The organism is Pontibacter saemangeumensis, from assembly GCF_039541895.1.
In the GTDB taxonomy this organism is placed as follows: Bacteria; Bacteroidota; Bacteroidia; order Cytophagales; family Hymenobacteraceae; genus Pontibacter; species Pontibacter saemangeumensis.
This window is the reverse complement of the sequence record NZ_BAABHC010000029.1, coordinates 344,227-364,805: the sequence shown is the minus strand read 5'-3', so window position 1 is coordinate 364,805 and position 20,579 is coordinate 344,227. Positions and strand designations below refer to the sequence as shown.

Sequence of the window (20,579 nt, the reverse complement as noted above, 5' to 3'; positions counted from 1 at the left end):
ATGAATAAATATAAATTATTTTTTGCATCGCTACTGCTGCTGGCTGTGGCGCCTGCCTGTACCGACCTGGAAGAAGAGGCGTTCGACGTCCTGCCGGCGGGCAACTATTACCAGGACCAGAACTCTATTATCGCCGCCGTTACCCGTCCTTACGAGCATGGGCACTGGGCCGGCTGGGACGGAGACCGCTGGCTGTTGACGGAATTAACCGCCGACCAGTTTATATGGGCCCAGAAGGGCCGGCACGGCCAGGACGGTGGCAACTGGGTGCGCCTGCACCGCCACGAGTGGACGCCCGATGAAGGCGCCATTTACGGCGGCTGGGTAGGGCCGTACCAGGGCATCGGGCAGGTAAACCTGATCATGGAGGATATAGAAGAACTGGACTACGCTAATTTCGGTCTGACCGAGGCTGACAAGGCCCGTCACCTGAATGAGCTGCGGGTGCTGCGCGCTTGGTTCTACACCTTCCTTATCGACTACTTCCGTAGCGTCCCTATCGTAACCAAGACAGGGGAGATGAAGGCAAACTCAACGCCTGAGGAGGTATTCGCTTTTATAGAAACAGAGCTGAAAGAAGCCCTGCCGAATCTTCCGAAGAATGCTCAGTCTGGCCGTTGGGACCAGGGCGGCGCGGCGGCCATGCTGGTGCGCATCTACCTGAACTCTGAGGCATGGATCGGAGAGTCAAGATGTGATGACCTGACCCAGATAGCACAAGGCATTATTGATGGCGAATATGGTACTTACAGCATTGACCCTGACTACAAGGGGCCTTTCAGATCTGGCGTAAACGGCTACAAGTCTCCGGAGAATATCTTTGAGTTTCCGCATGCCCGGAACATCTATGAGATGGGGTGGATGTACAATGCCACGCAGCACTACCAGGCCAGATACTCGCTGGACAACGACTGGGGTGGCTGGAACGGTATTACGCTGGCACCTTCCCGTGATATGGAAGGCAACATCATGGACTTTGACCTGGGCTTGCCATACGAGCATTATGCCGATGACGACAAGCGCAAGCAGCCTTTCCGTACTACAAGCCTCAACGGAGATTACGAAGGTTTCTTCCTGATCGGGCAGCAGTACGGCTTCAACTACGATAAAGGGTACGGCTTCGACAGCACGGTAGTGGTGCTGGGAACAGAGGAGTACATTGGTAAGCCTTTGTTCTATGTAGACCAAGTAGGCCGTTTCACAGAGGGCGCCGCCGGGCTTGCTAAAGGCTCCCACATCGAGACTGGTGAGGAGAACACGGGTGTCAGAATGTTGAAGTTCCCGTGGTTACCAGAAACCCAAGGCCTGTTCCAAACGAACGCTGCCCCTGAAATACGTCTGGCTGAGATATACTATGCCTTGGCAGAGTGTAAATACAAAGCCGGTGACAAAGCCGGGGCTGCAGAGCTGCTGGATGCCGTGCGTATGCGTAACTTCCCGGCAGATGAGTGGGCCGAGCATAGTTATGTGCAGAATCCCGGTTTGCTCACTGATGAGGAGTTTGTGGACGAACTGGGCCGCGAGTTCCTGGGAGAGCGTCACCGCAGAACAGACCTCGTGCGTTGGGGCATGTTCGGAAACGCGTGGTGGGACAAAGCCGCTGACGCCGCCGACAAAACAGTGTTCCCGATTCCGGCAAGAGCGCTGAATGCGAACCCACTGCTGAAGCCGAACGGATACTAATAGCAACTACCGGGTCAGGGGCCGCAGCAGGTATCGCTGCAGTCTGTATTCTGGCCATGTGATACATAAAAGGGGCGCCTCAGAAGGATGCCCCTTTTTTAATTTACTCTCAAATCCGATGGGGCAAACTGTCCGTCTTTTGGGCTAAAATAATTAACTTACTGGCTCGTAGGCTGTACCATTCCACACGCGATCAAGTATATAGCATCACCCTTTATGTGTTTACCATTGCAAAAAATCACTATCCTGCTGGTCTCAGCGCTTGCCGTTCTGGTAAGCTGCCGGGAGTCTGCTGCCGTGGAGGACAAACCCGGTGAGGCTGCTGCGCCCGCACTCTTCACCTTGTTGTCTCCGGAGCAAACGCAGGTAAAATTTACCAACACCCTCACCGAAACGCCCTATACCAACGTGCTGATGTACGAGTACTTTTACAACGGCGGGGGCGTGGCCGTGGGTGATCTGAACAACGACGGGCTGGAGGATCTCTATTTTACCGCCAACATGGCCTCTAACGCCCTTTATCTGAACAAAGGCAACATGCAGTTCGAGGATATAACCGCTGCCTCGGGTGCGGCAGGCAGGGGCGGCCCCTGGAAAATGGGCGTGACGATGGCCGATGTGAACGCCGACGGCCTGCTGGATATATACGTGTGCTACTCCGGCAACCTGAAAGAGGAGCGGCTCATCAACCAGCTCTATATAAACGAAGGGCCTGATGCGCAGGGTGTCCCGCATTTTACGGACAAGACCAGCGCCTACGGCCTCGACGTCCCATCCAACAGCACGCAGGGCATCTTCTTCGACCATGACCGGGACAGCGACCTGGACCTGCTGCTGCTCAACCACAACCCGACGCCGCTGCCGCCCGTGGACGCCGTTTCCATCGCGGAAATGCTGAAGACGGAGAACCCCCTGTATGGCATCCGGCTGCTGCGGAACGACTTGAAATCCGCTGGCGAACCGCATTTCAAGGACATCACTAAGGAGGCCGGAATCCAAAGCACACCGCTAACCTATGGCCTTGGCGCGGGCGTTTCGGATATAAACAAGGACGGCTGGCCCGATATCTATATCTCCAGCGACTATATAGCCCCCGACTACCTGTACCTGAACAACGGCGACGGCACCTTTACCGACCAGCTGCAGAACAGCCTGGGCCACACCGGGCACTTTGGGATGGGAACCGACGTGGCCGACATCAACAACGACGGCCTGCCCGACATCCTGGCGCTCGACATGCTGCCCGAAGACAACAAGCGGCAGAAACTGCTGTTCGCCCCCGATAACTATGAGCGGTTTGACCTGAACGTAAAGAGCGGCCTGTATTACCAGTACATGCGCAACATGCTGCACGTAAGCAACGGCAACGGCACGTTCAGCGAGGTGGGGCAGCTGGCGGGTATCTCAAACACCGACTGGAGCTGGGCCCCGCTCTTTGCCGACCTGGACAACGACGGCTGGAAAGACATCTATATAACCAACGGCTTCCTGCGTGATTTCTCAAACCAGGATTTCATTAAGTACATGCAGGACTATATAGGCAGAAAACAGGGAAACCTGCAGGACAAGGATATCCTGGCACTGGTGCACGATATGCCATCTTCCAACGTGGTGAACTATGTGTTCCGGAACAACGGCGACCTTTCCTTTAGCAAGATGAACACGGCGTGGGGGATGCCGGAGCCCTCCAACAGCAACGGCGCGGCCTACGCCGACCTGGACAGCGACGGCGACCTGGACCTGGTGGTGAACAACATCAACAAACCAGCTTATATATACCGCAACGAGGCGAACACGCAACGGAAGCACCATTATCTGAGTGTGAGACTAAGCGGCGTGGGCGGTAACACGCAGGGTCTGGGTGCCAAAGTGTGGCTATATACCAACGGCAAGCAACAGTACCTGGAGCAAATGCCGGCCCGCGGCTATCAATCCAGCGTATCGGCGGTGATGCACTTTGGGCTAGGTGAGGAAGCGACGATCGATTCGCTCCGCGTGGCCTGGCCTGCGGGCAAGCAGCAGGTACTGGTACACGTGAAACCTGATCAGGTGCTTACGCTGGAGGAGAAGAACGCGGTTGCTTCCCCACCGTCTACCGGAAAACAGTCTCCCCTGTTCACGGAAGTTGCCGCCCCGATTGAATTCCAGCATCCAAAGAACAGCCTCAATGACTTTAAGCGGCAGCCCCTGATGGTGAGCCCGATGTCTTTTTCTGGGCCTGTTATGGCGAAGGGGGATTTGAACGGTGATGGGCTGGAGGATTTATATATAGGCGGGGGCAGCGGTGAGCCGGGTGCGATATATCTGCAGCAGCGCAACGGGAAATTCACCCGGAAGCCGCAGCCGGCCTTTGAGAAGGATAGCAATGCAGAAGTGACAGATGCCGCCTTTTTTGATGCCAACGGCGATGGTTTCACAGACCTTTACCTGGCCAGCGGCGGCTATCACAACTACCTGCCCACCGATCCGCTGCTCCAGGACAGGCTCTATATGGGCGATGGGAAAGGCGGCCTCCAAAAAAGCGAAAACGCGCTCCCCAAGATGTTGACAAGCACCAGTTGTGTGCGGATAACCGATCTGAATGGGGATGGCGCACCGGATTTGTTCCTGGGTGGGCGCGTGGTGCCGGGTCGTTACCCGGAAACGCCAAAAAGCTACCTGCTCCTGAACGACGGACAGGGCCGTTTCCGGGATGCCACCGCATCGCTTGCGCCGGGTTTGCAGCAACTGGGCATGGTGACGGATGCCGCCTGGCTCGACCTGAACGGAGACAAAATGCAGGAATTGGTGCTGGTAGGGGAGTGGATGCCGGTGACGGTGTTCGCAAGAAAGAATGGGAAGTTCCGGAACAGCACCAAAGAGTATTTCGACAAGGCCTACAGCGGCTGGTGGAACAAGCTACAGGTGGCGGATTTTAACGGCGACGGCAGACAGGACCTGGTCATCGGAAACCAGGGAACCAACACGCAGTGCAAAGCCAGCGACCGGGAGCCGGCAGAGATGTACTTCAAGGACTTCGATGCCAACGGCGCGGTGGACCCGATGCTGTGCTTTTATATCCAGGGAAAAAGTTACCCCTATGTAACGCGCGATGAGTTGCTCGACCAGATGAGCGTGATGCGCACCCGCTTCCCGGATTATAAAAGCTATGCCGATGCCGCTATCACTGATATTTTCTCAGCTGAGGAGCTGGCAGACGCCGGCCACCTGAAAGCGAATTACCTGAAAACGGCCTACTTCGAAAGCGGAAGCGATGGAAAATTCCATGAAAAACCACTGCCCGTGCAGGTACAGTATGCCCCGGTGTTCACCATCACGCCCCTGGATTATGATGCCGACGGCAAGCAGGACCTGCTTCTGTGCGGCAACGTGAACCAGGCCCGCTTGCGCTTCGGGAAGAGCGACGCCAATTACGGCGTATTGCTGAAAGGGGACGGCAAGGGCAATTTTACCTATATACCGCAACACAGAAGCGGCTTTGCGTTATGGGGTGATGTGCGGAGCGTGGTGCCTGTCGGTAATACCCTGCTGTTCGGCATCAACCAGCAGGAGGTGAAGGCATATAAAGCGCCTGCCCCTCAGGGAGGCCTGGCAACTGCAGCCCGCCCATAAATGAATGCGTCCGAATCTCAACTTATACCACTATCAGTTGGCTCATGCGCATTGCAATTTGCCTGTCTGTAGATTCCCCTCCTTGGAGGGGCAGGGGTGGGTTCTCAGCCATCAAAACCCAATCAATTTTATATAGTGCAACTTGAGTTATATATACTTCCTCCTTCGTTAAAGTAAAAATTCCGTCCCCCTTTCATGCAAAAGGATGAAGCCATATAGGACAGAATATTTAGGCAACCTGGTATCATCAATCTTATATAAATCCACTCGCACCCGATGTAAGGGGTTCCCCTCCCTGGCCTCTGAAGAGCGCCCTGCTCTCGTAGGAGGAGGAGTGTGGCATATAAGCAGAGCCCTCTGATACTGGTATTATAAAGGCGCCAACTCCGACTTCGGCTTACCCTCATTCTGCGGTGAAGCGTATTCCTTTTTACAATTGCACGTGTTGTGTTGATAGAAGCACGCCCGCTTTATATATCCGGTAGTATATCACTTGTTTTCACAGATGTGCCTGTCCCACATGTGTTTACTGTTAAAATTTATAAGCAAAATTTTTGAATCCTACAGCATATTGTTTAAATTGATCTAAAGTATAATCAAAAAATACCATTGCAGGGATGGCCTGACAGACGGATTGCGCAGCTATAGCACTTGGCAAGCACCTCATAAACCATCGCTCTTAATAAGTCACACAGAGGTGTAGACCCGCCCCAGGGTAGAAAATGACGCAGGTGAAAAACCCAAGAAGCTACGGGCAGCATTCAGCAGCTGCAATGTGTTTTTTAGCAGGATGTTTTTAAGTTCTTTATTTGCTTTTATATATGCTAAAACGTTTTAGTTAATTTCTATTGTACTTCTTATCTATTTTAACCTATGAAAAACCAATTTACAGACCTGTTAGATGGCAGTAATGTAAAAGGAAAGGGGCGGGCTTTCTGTACCAGCCTCCTTGCTTTTTCGATGTGCGCGGGCATTACCGCGACACCAGGCCATGCAGCCGGGAAAACACAGCTGCACACAAACCCCACGTCCCTTGTATCAGAGACAGGGGCAGGATCCACGTCCGTGTACCAGATTCAGGTGAGCGGCACAGTACGGGATGAGAGCGGCTCCCCGCTGCCAGGCGTAACGGTGGTGCTGAAAGGAACCACCGTCGGTACCTCTACGAATGCGGACGGGGCCTATAACCTCACCATCCCGGATGAGCAAAGCAATGGCACGCTGGTGTTCTCCTTTATCGGCTATGCAACGCAGGAGGTGCCGATCAACAACCAGACCGTGATAAACGTGAACATGGCGACTGACGCGCAGGCGCTGGAAGAGGTTGTGGTGACAGGCTACGGTACGCAGAAAAAATCAGACGTGACAGGCTCTGTTGGGGTGGTAAGCTCCGAAGAGCTGCTGCAGGCCCCCGTGAATAATGCCCTCCAGGGTTTACAGGGCAGGGTGGCAGGTGTGAACGTGAAACTCAACTCCGGCTCGCCTACCAGCAGCCCGCGTGTCGTGATCAGGGGTGTTGGGACTATAAACGCCTCCTCTGGGCCGCTATATGTGGTGGACGGCGTGGTGATGGAGGATATCCAGTTCCTGAACCCCAACGACATCCAGAGCATTGAGGTGCTGAAAGACGCCTCTTCAACCGCTATATATGGCGCACGCGGTGCCAACGGGGTTATACTCGTTACCACCAGGAGGGGCGGCGCGGTAGAAGGCGTGACCGTTGGCTATGACGGCTGGGTGAGCGTCGGTAAAATACGCGAGAAAATGGATCTGCTGAATGCGCAGGAATGGCTGCAGGTGGTGGAGACAGGCATGGCCAACACGCCGAAATACAGGCCCGACATACAGCCCGTTTTCACAACAGACGACCCCCGGCTGTTCGATGCCAACGGCAACCCCCTCTATGACACGGACTGGCAGGAGGAGGCCACCCGCACGGCTTTGTCACATAACCACCAGCTCTCGTTTCAGTCAAAGTCAGAAAAAGCCTCGTTCGGAACGTTCCTGAACTATGCCAGGATGGAAGGCATCATGCTCAACAGCTGGCTGGAGCGGGTTAACGGTAAAATTGCCTTCGATGCGACGCCGAAGAAATGGTTTTCGATCGGCACCAACCTCATGGTGAACTACACCACCGAGAACGAGGCGGAAGAAGGGGGCGGGCACCAGATGCCGCGCCGCACCATGATCGAGATGCCGCCCATCTTCCCGGTTCAGTTTCCGGACGGCACCTGGAGCAATAGCAGCATGGTGAGCGACGCCTATAACCTGGAGGGGATGGCCAACCCGGTGCATGTGCTGGAAACGCAGGATCGGCTGCGCGAGCGTACGCAGCTTTTTGGGAACGTTTACCTGACGTTTCACCTCTTGCCTGGCCTGGACCTGCGCACCCAGTTCGGCTTCGACAGGCACGACAGAAACTTCCAGGAGTACTACCCAACCGACCTGATCAACATCTCCTCCCCACTGGGCAGGGCCTATGTGCAGGACCAGAAAGTAAATTACTGGCAGGAGGAAACGTACCTGTCTTATAACAAAGACATTGGAAAGCACAGTATAAACTCCGTGCTGGGGCTGAGCTGGCAGGAACGCACCTTCGAGGCGAACTGGGTGGAGGCCCGGGGCTTCTCAGACGATTTCTTCCGGTTTAACCGGCTCCAGGCGGCCAGCCAGCCGGGGGCACCGCAATCTGATTACGATCAGTGGTCGATGAACTCCTACTTCCTGCGGGGCAGCTACGCGTATGACCAGAAGTACCTGCTGACCCTGACCGGAAGGGTGGACGGTTCCTCCCGCTTCGGAGAGGATAACAAATACGGCTATTTTCCTTCCATTGGTCTGGGATGGGTAGTATCGAACGAGCCTTTCCTGCAGAACGTGGACATGTTGAACCAACTGAAGCTAAGATCAAGCTTTGGTTTAACCGGTAACACCGAAATTGGAACGTATAATTCGCTGGCGACGGTATCTTCGGGTACTGTGCTGATTGGTGGGGAGCGTGCCCCCGAGAGCTACCTGAGCAGGCTGCCGAACCCCGAGCTGCAGTGGGAAAAAACAAAGCAGTTTGACATCGGCTTCGACAGCAGGATGTTCAATAACCGCGTGCAGTTAGAGTTCGACTATTACTACAGGTTAACCACCGACCTGCTACTCTCCAGACCAGTGCCCCACAGCACAGGTTACACTTCTGTCTTCGATAACATCGGCTCAGTGTCCAACAGGGGGATAGAGATGTTGCTGACGACCTCAAACATCCAGACCAACGACTTCAACTGGGAGACTACCCTCAACCTGAACTATAACAAGAATGAGATAGAAGAGTTGGGCGAGAACGATGAGGACATCGAGCCGGGCCCCTATTGGGTATCTGGAAGCCAGACCATCCTGCGCGTGGGCGAGTCGCTGAGCTCTTTCTGGGGCTATGAGCGCCTGGGCATCTGGGGGGCAGACGAGGCGGAGGCCGCTGCCGAAGTGGGCGCCGTGCCGGGAGAGGCCAAGCGCTCGGCAGAAAGACAGATCCTGGGCAAAGGCCTGCCAGACTGGACAGGTAGCTTCATCAACAACTTCAATTACAAGAACTTCGACCTGGTTGTTGACCTGCAGTTTGTTTATGGCGTGGATATCCTGCAGCAGTTTTACCACTCCACCGAGGACAGGTCCGGTATCGCGAACGGCCTTCGAACAATCCTGACTGAGGGCTGGACGCCGACGAACCAGAACACCATGGTGCAGGAGATCCGGAATCAGGCATATGCAGGCCAGAACAGCGAGGTGGACAGCCGCTGGGTAGCGAACGGGTCCTACCTGCGCGGCAACCTTATCTCGCTTGGGTACAACTTCGACAATACCTTCCTGCCAGACCTGAACCTGAAAGCATTGAGGGTATATGCCAGCGTGCAGAATGCCTTTGTGATTCATTCTGATGAATTCCAGGGGTATGATCCGGAGGCGACCTCCTGGGGCGGCAACCAATGGGGACAGAACATTTTCTTCTTCCAGTATCCAAAGCCCCGCACCTATACGCTAGGGCTCAGTGTTAAATTCTAATTCACGGATAGACGCAAAAGACATGAAAAAGATAAATGCAATTATACTGATGGCCGGCCTGCTTTGCTTCGCTTCCTGCGAGGATTTCCTGGAAGAGGAGCCAAAGGACGAACTGGCAGCCAGCCAGAACTTCACGCAGCCGGCGCATGCCTACAATGCCGTTAACTCTCTCTACAGGACGGGTGCGCCGCAGTTGTATGATGGTGGCGTGTACAACGGCGCGGAAGCGATGCTGGGCAACTACATGTCCGGCTTCTTTGACAACGAGTACAAAGGCCAGGAGGTGCACGTGCAGCACGCGCAGCAGCTGACCCTGAACGGGAACAACCTGAACGGCTACCTGGGCAGCATCTGGGACGACCAGTACCGCGGGATCTCCCGTGCGAACAATGCGATCAAGTATATCCCTACCACGCCGGGCCTGACGGAGGAAGAAAGCAAGCGGCTGCTGGCAGAGGCCAGGTTCTTCAGGGCCTACGCCTACTTCAACCTGGTCAGGATGTTTGGGGAGGTGCCCCTGGTGACAGAACCGTACGAGTCGCTTGAGAACCTCTATGTCGAGCGGAGCTCCATCAAGGAGATCTATACCCTGATAGAAGAGGACCTGCTGTACGCCGTGAACGAGGGTGGGCTACCGGAAACCTCCATGGCCAACAACGGTGGCCGGATAACAGAAGGCACGGCGGCAACCTTGCTGGCTGATGTGTACCTGACCATGAGCGGCTATCCGCTGCAGGAAGACCGCTATGCCGACGCGGCCGCCATGGCGATGCGTGTCATTAACAGCGGCACCTACAGCCTGACACAGCATGTCAGGGATAATAGCGGGAACGTTGTAAACAGCGCTTATAATATTCTGCGAGTAGGCGACGCTTCCCTTAACGAGTATGTCTTCTACCATGAGTACGCCATCAACATTGCCGGAAACAACTACCCGCAGTGGACTTACCCGGTTTCGATGGCGCAATACGTGGCGTACGCCATTACAAACAACGCTTACGCGCCTGTGAATGAGTTCCTGTGGGGATATGACCCGGATCAGGACCTGCGGGTTCAGGAGAAGCAGTACTTTCACAGCTCCCTGACGCTGGAGAACGGGCAGGTGAGAACTTTTGAGACCGCACCTTATATGTGGCATGATGATCAGGCTGTCTTCGAGACCGCCAGCTCCGGCAAGGATGCCGTCGCCTACAGCTATTCTGACGTGCTCCTGATGGCCGCCGAGGCAATTGCCAGGTCGCAGGGGGTAACGGCAGAAGCTGTTGACTATTTAACGCAGGTGAGAAGCAGGGCCTACTGGAAAATGACCCCTGCCCAGATTAAGGCCGAACTCATTGGCCTGTCGGCAGACGAGTTTGTGGAGGAGGTCTGGGAGGAGAGCTTCCGGGAGCTTGTGTTTGAGTTCCAACTGTGGCAGGATATCGTCCGGACAAGGAAATTCCCGGTGACCTCCCAGGCTAACAGGGGCGAGATTGACTTTGTAGACCTGATCGGACAGCAAAACCACTGGGGCAAGCGGTTTGAGGAAAAGCATTTGCTCTTCCCTCTCCCGGAATCAGAGATCCAAAGAAACCCAAGCCTGGGCGCACAGAATCCTGGATATTAAGTAAAGTGTAGCATATCTAACCTGAAAGCATCTGGTAAGCAAATTGCCAGATGCTTTCTTTTTAAAGGGCTTAAGGTGTGCCGGCGAAGAAGCCTCCGCCATCTACAGGAACTGCTTTGTGCCAATATGGGGGGGCTTTAGCAGCCAGCTTTTATAATTATTTAATGGGAGGGTAAGGAAAACATGTGAAAATTCCGGCAGAAACCTTTTCTTTGGAAACGGGGCCGCTTTCAAACCGAGTGCGCAACCTATTTCTAATCATATAAACAAAAGGATGCAAATAACTTCAAAGGGACTTCTCAGGCTTTCTGTTTTCCTGTTGCTATGGGTGATGAACTCATCTTTCCAGGGTTCCGATCCCGGGCAGATGAAGCTGTGGTACAACAAGCCGGCTTCTAACTGGAACGAGGCCTTGCCCATCGGCAATGGCAGGATAGGGGCAATGGTTTTCGGGAATCCGCAGCAGGAAAAACTGCAGCTGAATGAAGAGACGGTGTGGGCAGGCGGGCCGAACAACAACATCAAAACCGATGCCGGTAACAACAATGGCAAGAGCGAAGCCAGCGACGTTATCACGAGGCTCCGGCAACTCCTCGCTGCGGGAAAGTATAAGGAGGCGCAGGAACTGGCGGACAAGGAAATGCAGCCCTACGGAAACAGCGGCATGCCCTACCAGCTGGTAGGCGACCTGCTGCTGGATTTCCCCGCTCACAAGGCTTACAAAAACTACTACCGCGACCTGGATATCGCAAAGGCGGTGGCCACTGTCACCTACGAGGCGGACGGCGTGAAGTACAAGCGCGAGATGTTCACCTCCTTCCCGGACCAGGTGCTGGTCGTGCGCCTGACGGCCGACAAACCGGGCAAAATTACCTTCAACGCCCGCTTCGAAAGCCCCATGAACCACGAGCTATATATAGAGGAAGGCAAACTTGTGCTGTCGGGCACCAGCAGTGACCATGAAAATCAAAAAGGAAAGGTAAAGTTTCAGGCGCACCTGAAAGCTTTGACGGAGGGAGGGAAGGTGGCCAACACAAAGACCGGGGTGAACATCAGCAAGGCCAACAGCGCCACGCTTTATATCTCCATGGCCACTAACTTCAGGAACTACAAAGACCTGAGCGGGGACGCCAAACAGAAGGCGGCGTCATATATAAACGAGGCGGTTAAAAAGGGTTACGCTGATGCTCTTGCCGCACATATCGCCGCATATAAAGCCTATTTCGATCGGGTTGCACTGGATCTGGGGGTGACAGACGCGGCGAAGAAGCCCACTGACGCCCGCATCGCGGCGTTCAGCAAAACAGATGACCCGCACCTGGCTGCCCTGTATTTCCAGTTCGGGCGCTACCTGCTCATCTCCTCTTCGCAGCCGGGCACGCAACCCGCCAACCTGCAGGGCATCTGGAACGACAGCAAGACACCGCCCTGGGACAGCAAGTACACCATCAACATCAACACCGAGATGAACTACTGGCCGGCAGAGGTAACGAATCTGTCGGAGCTGCACAGCCCGCTTTTCGATATGCTCAAAGACCTGTCGGTGGCGGGTCGTGAAAGCGCTAGCCAGATGTACGGCGCCAAAGGCTGGATGCTGCACCACAACACGGATATATGGCGCATTACGGGGCCGGTTGACCCGGCCTATTATGGCTTGTGGCCGATGGGCGGTGCCTGGCTGAGCCAGCATATATGGGACCACTATATGTTTACCGGCGACAAGGCTTTTCTGAGAGAGTATTACCCGGTGCTAAAAGGAGCAGCGGAATATTTTACGGATGTGCTGCAGGCGGAGCCGAAGCATAACTGGCTGGTGGTTGCACCGTCCATCTCCCCGGAGAACGGCTATGACCCGGAAAAGAAGATCACTATCACGGCGGGGGCCACCATGGACAACCAGTTGGTATTCGACCTGTTTACAAGAACGCAGCGCGCGGCCCAAATCTTAAATACCGATAAGGAGTTTCAGGAGCACCTGGGCAAGTTCATCCCCCGGATTCCGCCGATGCAGGTGGGGCAGCACGGCCAGTTGCAGGAGTGGCTGCAGGACTGGGACGACCCTAACGACAAGCACCGGCACGTCTCCCATCTCTACGGCCTGTACCCCAGCAACCAGATTTCACCCTACCGCACACCGAAGCTGTTCGAGGCGGCCCGCACGTCGCTCATTCACCGTGGCGACCCGTCCACGGGCTGGTCGATGGGCTGGAAAGTGAACCTGTGGGCGCGCCTGCTGGATGGCAACCACGCCTATCAGTTGCTGACAAACCAGCTCAGCCTGGTGACGGAACGCGGTGGCCCCGGCGGCACCTACCCGAATATGCTGGACGCCCACCCGCCTTTCCAGATTGACGGGAACTTCGGCTGCACCGCCGGCATCGCCGAGATGCTGGTGCAGAGCCACGACGGCGCGCTGCACGTGTTGCCGGCATTGCCGGACAAGTGGGCGGACGGAAGTGTGAAAGGCCTCGTGGTGCGGGGCGGATATGAAGTGGACCTGTCGTGGAAAAACGGGAAGATCGACCACTTGGCCATCAAATCAAATCTCGGAGGGAACTGCCGCATCAGGGTATATGACCCTGTAAAAAGCGACGGTACGGTGAAGTTAGCGAAAGCAGATGGCCGGAACCCAAACCCGTTTTACCAGGTGCCGGATGTCAAGGATCCGCTCGTTTCGCCAAAGGCAGATTTAAAGGGGATAGAGCTGAAAGAGACATACCTCTATGATTTTCCGACCGAGGCTGGTAAAACGTACGCTTTCAGCCTGCAGTAAACCGCGATTTTACTTACATTCATATATGAACTCGGCAGGGAATTACCATATAGCTAAAAAGGGAGTAATCGCCATCCTGGTATGGCTGTTCGCCGTTTCTGCCGGGCACGCGCAACAAAGGAGCACCGTGGTAGAAATCAGGGGCAACCAATTCTATATAAACGGCCAGCCTACCTATCCGGCCCGGTACTGGAAGGGCCATAAAATTGAAGGGCTTCTGATGAACTCCCGGATGGTGCAGGGGATTTTCGATGACGCCAACCCGGAGACAAAAACCCTGTTCCATTACCCGGACACCAGGAAGTGGGACGCGGACAGAAACACAAATGAGTTTGTGAAGGCGATGCGTGCATGGCAGCAACATGGGTTAAACGCCTTCACGATCAACCTGCAGGGAGGCAGCCCAACCGGGTACGGAAACAAAAACTGGCGCAATTCCGCCTTCGACGAGAGCGGCAACCTGCGCAAAGACTATATGAGTCGGTTGGATAAAATGCTGCGGGAAGCCGACAAGCTGGGGATGGCCGTGATCCTGGGGTATTTCTATTTCGGGCAGGACGAGTATCTGAAAGACGAGCAAGCCGTGCTGCATGCAGTGGACAACGCCACAGAGTGGTTGCTGAAAAAAGGATACCGGAACGTGCTGGTGGAGGTGAACAATGAGTGCAACATCAACTACGACCATGCGATCCTGCAACCCGACAGGGTGCACGAGCTTATTTTGCGGGTAAAGCAGAAGGAGCACAAGGGCCATCAGCTACTGGTAAGTACCAGCTACGGAGGCGGCACGATCCCTGAACCCAATGTGGTGCGCGTTTCTGATTTTATTCTCCTGCACGCCAACGGGGTAAGCGACCCGGCTTTGATCCCGAAGATGGTGGAGGATACCAAACGCGTGGAGGGATATATAAATCAGCCCATTGTCTTCAATGAGGACGACCATTATGACTTCGAGAAGCCGGAAAATAATTTTGTGAATGCGGTAAAGGCATATGCTTCCTGGGGATTTTTTGATTACAGGAAAGAGGGGGAGGCTTTTGAGGAAGGGTACCAGAGTGTGCCGGTCGACTGGGGTATAAACTCGGATCGGAAGAAGGGGTTTTTTAATAAAGTGAAGGATATAACCGGACGCTGACAAGCTCCGGGCTGACACTTTAACAAAATGGTAATGTCATTTTTAAAGCAAAATGCTGATATTGGGTAACATTAAATTAGAAACCTTTCAAATTTTGGGAAAGCAAAAGGTAGGTTCTATCGCTTTGCATTAAACCAGGACAAAATAACAAGCATGGAAAAAGGCACCTCCAGACGAGACTTTTTGAGATTGACCGGGATGGCTTCCCTCGGTTTTATGGGTTTACAGTACTTCGTAAACTCGCCGCTCATGGCCGCCTCCCGTTCCGTAAATGATTACAATGTGGGGTATGGCGAGCTTCTTCCCGATCCGAAAGGCATCCTCAACCTTCCGAGGGGTTTCTCCTACAAGGTCATCTCCAAAAAGGGGGATTTGATGAGCGACGGGCTGATGGTGCCGGGCGCTCCGGACGGCATGGCTGCCTTTCAGGGTCCGAAAGGCCGCGTGATCCTGGTGCGAAACCACGAGCTCACTTCAACGCTGGGCAGCGGTGCCTTCGGGGAGCAGAACGAGCTGTTGTCCAAGGTAGACAAAGACAAGTTTTATGACTACGGCAAGGGCATTGCGCCACAGTTAGGCGGCACCACTACCCTGGTGTATAACCCGGCCACGGGCGAAGTGGAAAAGCAGTTCCTGAGCCTGGTGGGCACCACCCGCAACTGCGCCGGCGGGCTTACCCCCTGGAATACCTGGATCACCTGCGAGGAATCCGTCCTGAAGCCAAACGAGGAGAACTCCTGTGAGCAGGAGCACGGCTATAATTTCGAGGTGCCTGCCCGCACGAAGATGAAGCTCACCAAAGCCAAGCCGATCAAAGCCATGGGCAGGATGAACCACGAGGCTGTTTCCGTAGACCCCAGAACAGGCATTGTATATATGACGGAAGACACCGGCGACAGCCTGATCTACCGGTTCATACCCAAAAAGAACGGCAAGCTGCTGAAAGGCGGCAAGCTGCAGGCACTGGTGATACGGGAGCAGAAAAGCTTTGACACCCGCAACTGGGCCGACCTGACCACGCCGGCTTTCCCGGTCGGGCAGCCCTTTGAAGTGGAGTGGATCGATATAGAGAACGTAGAATCACCGGAGAATGACCTGAGGCTGCAGGGCTACGACAAAGGCGCGGCCCGCTTCGCGCGCGGCGAAGGCATGTGGTTTGGAAACAACGAAGTCTTTTTTGCCTGCACCAACGGTGGCAAAACCATGCACGGGCAGGTGTTCCGGTATGTGCCGAGCCCCTATGAGGGAAAGGCGGAAGAGAAGAGCCAGCCCGGCAAACTGGAGCTTTTCGTTGAGCCCAACGATTCGACGATCGCCAACGCCTGCGATAACATGACCGTGTCGCAGTGGGGCGATCTGGTGCTCTGCGAAGACAATCCCGCGCCCTACGTGGTTGGCATTACGCCAAAGGGAGAGTTTTACAAACTGGCCCAGAACATTGGGTTTGCAAGTGAGTTCGCCGGCGGCGTGTTCTCTCCATCCGGCGATACCTACTTCGTCAACCTGCAGGGCGCCGGTATAACCGTCGCGATCACGGGCCCCTGGCGCAGGGCTTAACCTAAATAGGCCAAGTTTGCGGGCTCGCTATCAAACTTTCAGGGGGCTTCGGATATATGGAAGACCTCACACGGGCTATATATTGATTTACATCCCCAGGTGCTAAAGGAGAGGCTTCGAACAATCGCCTTTTCTTTAGCACCTGTTCTATATGAATCCTATTGAACTGTATAAGTGAGGAAAATTCACACCAGATTAGCCAGCCTCGATGCCTTACCCGATTCAAGGTGGCAGTGCATTAATCCATAAAGCCTTCCTCCTCTTTCCATAGTTCCAGCTGCTCAGGATCTTTTTTGTTCCCATTACTCTCTTTCATTAATGTCCTGTCAGCATTCTGAGCTGCAGTACCATAGTTCAGGCAGGAGCACTACAGCTTACTTCTACAGGAAAAGTATGTCCTGTGGCGGGTTGCCTGAAGATATCAAATCCTCACAAATCCTCTCCAGCACCACTTTCGGCTACCTGGCTGCTTCATACGCAGAATTACATTTCACTGGCTGTTTCAGATACCTTATATATAGGGTATCTCATATTAAGCCGCTCCTGTCATTCTGGAGCATATCTATTCTGTTTGTGAAAGTTCTGCTACTCAAGCATGTTAAAATACCTTAATAGGAGGATAATCTTAGGCGTGATTAAATATAACATATGTTATTTCTTTGTTTTACCATAAAGTGATGAGTCACTCACAAATAGAAGCAAGGTAACCTGCTCTTGGTTTCGCAACAATAATCATAATATAGGTATATGGAAAAAAAGCTACACCACAAAAGATGGACCTCAGAGGTCTTTACAGGTATGAGGAAGAGCAGGGGCAGGTTGTCGCTGTTGTTCCTCAGCATATGCGCCATACAGTATCCCGCGTATGCGCAGGATTATCCGGGGGCAGGCACTGAGTTGGCCACTTCTGCTACTGCGCCTCTTGGTAGCGGTGTCGAAGGAAGAGCGCTGCTGGCTTTACATGACAGGGCTGTTTCCGCACGTAAGGCCGGTTTCCAGGCTGTCAACGTCTCCGGTAAAATCACCGACGAGAATGGCGAAGCCTTGCCGGGTGTTACGGTGCTGTTGAAAGGCACCACCACCGGGACGGCGACGGGCGCGGACGGGACTTTCTCCCTTTCGACGCCAGATGGAAACGGAACACTGGTTATTTCCTTTATCGGGTATCTTGCCCAGGAGGTGCCGATCAACAACCGGTCTTCCATCAGTGTGTCCCTGGTTCCGGATGCCAAAGCCCTGGAGGAAGTTGTGGTTGTAGGATATGGCAGCCAGGATAAAAGAGATGTTACCGGTTCCATCTCCACTATCAAATCAGCGGAGATCACACAGCTGCCGTCAGCATCTTTCGATGCGGCTATACAGGGCCGTGCCCCGGGGGTGCAGGTAGCAGGAGCAAGCGGCGTACCGGGAGCACCTGTACGTGTACTGATCAGAGGCACGAACTCCATTTCCTCTGGCTCTGACCCGCTTTATATCGTAGACGGCATGCCGATCTCCAACGACCTGAACGGCTACGGCACCAACAACGGCGCAACGCCTCAGAACCCGATGGCCTCCATCAACCCGAACGACATTGAGTCGATAGAAGTGCTGAAAGACGCCGCCGCCACGGCCATATATGGCTCGCGGGGATCAAACGGTGTGATCATCATCACCACTAAATCAGGCAAGGGCGGAGAGGGGAGCTTTAACATCGACTATACGCAGGGCATCTCCGACCTTACCCGCACAGCAGAGGACATCGGGTTTGTGAACAGTGCGGAGTATTTCCAGATTATGGACCAGGCCCGGGCAAACTCCGGACTGGGAGCGTTTGACCCTATGCGGAACGTGAACCTGTTTCCCGGGCCGGGCAATGGCTTGCCACACGACCCCATCACGCGCGAGCAGGCCGAAAACACGAATACCGATTGGTTTGACCAGATCCTGCGAACGGGTAGCTTCCGGGATGTAAACATATCAGCCACCAGGGGTGCCGAGAAGCTTTCCTTCTTTACCTCTGCCAACTACCGCGAGGATGAGGGCGTGCTGAACAACAATAAGTTCCAGCGTTTCTCGGGGCGCATTAACCTGGATTTTGAGCCTGTGAAGAATCTACGGACCGGTGCAAGACTCAACTTCACGTATACTAAGAACAACCGCGCCAAATCCCTTGGCACTGGTATGTCGAACGGTTTCGGATTTTCACAAGCGGCTACCTATGCTTTGCCATGGTACCCTGTCTACCGGTTCGATGACCCGACACAATATTGGAACCCGGTGGCATCCTCTAACCTTGTTGCCCAGAGCGACCCGAACAATATCCTGGACCAGGTAGACCAATACAGAGGAATCGGTGGTGTGTGGGCAGAATATTCGTTGCCGTGGGTAAAAGGGCTTTCTGTGAGATCAGAAGGGTCTTTCGACCTGATCCAGGCGAACACGGTGTACTGGGTATCGCGCGACATTCGCAGCAATACAGCTGAACATGACGGGTCGTATGCGCAGGATAACACGGCTACCATTCAGAACTACAACTATAACTTATATGCCAACTACGCACTCGACTTAGGCGAGAACCATGACTTAACGCTCACTGCAGGTACCGAGTCACAGCGTACGTCCAGGTACGGTCGCGGTATGTCCGGCATGAACCTGACAGGCTCGTATCAGCAGTTGGGTAACCCTGGCTTGAGAACAGGCATGAGCGCAGGGCTTGGTGGAGAGCGCTATATACGTGCCTACTTCACAAGAGCCAACTACAAGTTGCTGGACAAGTACCTGTTTGGCGTGAGCTTCCGCCGCGATGGCTCCTCTGCTTTCCGCGACGACTTGCGCTGGGGTAACTTCGCCGCTGTTTCTGCGGGTTGGATCATCTCAGAGGAAGCGTTTATGCGCTCCATTCCGTTCATCAACTTCCTGAAGGTGAGAGGTAGCTTTGGCCAGACGGGTAACCAGAACATTCCGGGCAATGTGGACGTGATGACCTTCCGGGGCGATGTGAAGTATGGGTATGATGATGCCGGAGGAAGCCTGGGAACACGTGTTTCCAATATAGGCGCGGCTGATGTTACCTGGGAAACCACGGACAGCTATGACCTTGGTGTTGATTTCGGATTCTTCCAAAACAGATTGTCAGGCTCCGTAGTGTACTATCATCGCGACGTGACAGACCTGCTGTTGCAGGTGCCGCTGCCTCCGTCTGTGCAGCCAAGCCAGATATGGGCCAACATTGGCGATATGCAGAACAAAGGCTTTGAGTTCAACGTCTCCACGGTCAACATATCTTCCGAAGACTTCCAGTGGACCACTAATTTCAACTTCACTACAAACAGGAACAAGGTGGTGAAGCTGAACCCGCAGGCAGACCAGACAGGCAGCGGTATCCGGGACGGGAACACGCTTACTAAATCCGGCGAGCGGTTAGGCACCTGGTATATGGCGGACTATGCAGGCATCGATCCGGACAAAGGAGTGGAACTGGTGTGGGAACTGGATCAGGAAGAATTCGCAGCCTCCGGCCAGACGGTAAGGACTGGAAACAAAGTTCCGGCCACGATAAACAACCTGACCAACAACAGGTTCTTCCTCGAAGACAAAACCACGCTGCCTACCTACTTTGGCGGTTTCGACAACACCTTTACCTACAAAGGCTTCGACCTGAACGCGTTGTTTACTTTCTCGGGAGGGAACTACCTGTACGACAACTCGGAGAAGGCCACCAGCTATGCCGCCTACGGCCAGATGTTGTTACGCAAGAGCATTATCGGAAACACCTGGACGCCTGAAAACCGCAATGCGGAGTACCCGGAGCTGCGCTGGGACCACCAGTACCTATATGACGACGAAGGCAAACCAAGCACCGGAACCAACTATAACAACGAGACCCAGATCCATAACAAGTATCTGTACAAAGGAGATTATATCCGGTTACGCAATGTGCAATTAGGCTATACCTTCTCGTCGGCCTTCACAGAGCGCCTCAGAATTCAAGGGCTTCGGGTGTTTGTATCCGGTACGAACCTATTGACGTTCACAGATTTCCCTGGATGGGATCCGGAGGTGGTGACGAACGTAGGAAGCGGCCAGTCTGCCAACCTGAACCAGGGCTTTATCAGCACCAACCTTCCTGTGCCGTCGCTGAAGACATATACCGCCGGGGTTTCATTTAAATTCTAATTTTGAAA

At 54.2% G+C, this 20,579-nt stretch carries 8 protein-coding genes; all 8 read left to right on the top strand.

Features of this window, described 5'->3' with window-relative positions:
- The 8 genes from ABD920_RS19940 (at nucleotide 1) to ABD920_RS19905 (ending at nucleotide 20,571) form a co-directional block, all read left to right on the top strand.
- Complete coding sequence (locus ABD920_RS19940; RefSeq protein WP_345161559.1) at nucleotides 1–1,683, top strand: RagB/SusD family nutrient uptake outer membrane protein; 1,683 nt, start codon at nucleotides 1–3, stop codon at nucleotides 1,681–1,683.
- A 216-nt stretch (nucleotides 1,684–1,899) separates the two neighbouring features.
- Nucleotides 1,900–5,295 (top strand): VCBS repeat-containing protein, encoded by a 3,396-nt coding sequence (locus ABD920_RS19935; protein ID WP_425568655.1) that lies wholly within the window; start codon nucleotides 1,900–1,902, stop codon nucleotides 5,293–5,295.
- Nucleotides 5,296–6,168: 873 nt separating this feature from the next.
- Nucleotides 6,169–9,342 carry a SusC/RagA family TonB-linked outer membrane protein gene (locus tag ABD920_RS19930; RefSeq protein WP_345161555.1) on the top strand — a complete coding sequence of 1,058 codons (3,174 nt, stop codon included), beginning with the start codon at nucleotides 6,169–6,171 and terminating at the stop codon, nucleotides 9,340–9,342.
- A gap of 22 nt (nucleotides 9,343–9,364) precedes the next feature.
- Nucleotides 9,365–10,948: a RagB/SusD family nutrient uptake outer membrane protein gene (locus ABD920_RS19925; RefSeq protein ID WP_345161553.1), complete on the top strand. Its 1,584-nt coding sequence runs from the start codon at nucleotides 9,365–9,367 to the stop codon at nucleotides 10,946–10,948.
- 331 nt (nucleotides 10,949–11,279) lie between these two features.
- Complete coding sequence (locus ABD920_RS19920) at nucleotides 11,280–13,721, top strand: glycoside hydrolase family 95 protein (RefSeq protein WP_345161551.1); 2,442 nt, start codon at nucleotides 11,280–11,282, stop codon at nucleotides 13,719–13,721.
- A 25-nt stretch (nucleotides 13,722–13,746) separates the two neighbouring features.
- Nucleotides 13,747–14,856 (top strand): hypothetical protein, encoded by a 1,110-nt coding sequence (locus tag ABD920_RS19915; RefSeq protein ID WP_345161549.1) that lies wholly within the window; start codon nucleotides 13,747–13,749, stop codon nucleotides 14,854–14,856.
- 153 nt (nucleotides 14,857–15,009) lie between these two features.
- On the top strand, nucleotides 15,010–16,413 hold the full coding sequence (locus ABD920_RS19910; RefSeq protein ID WP_345161547.1) for an alkaline phosphatase PhoX: 1,404 nt from the start codon (nucleotides 15,010–15,012) through the stop codon (nucleotides 16,411–16,413).
- 798 nt (nucleotides 16,414–17,211) lie between these two features.
- Complete coding sequence (locus ABD920_RS19905; protein WP_345161545.1) at nucleotides 17,212–20,571, top strand: SusC/RagA family TonB-linked outer membrane protein; 3,360 nt, start codon at nucleotides 17,212–17,214, stop codon at nucleotides 20,569–20,571.
- The last annotated feature ends 8 nt before the right edge of the window (nucleotides 20,572–20,579 follow it).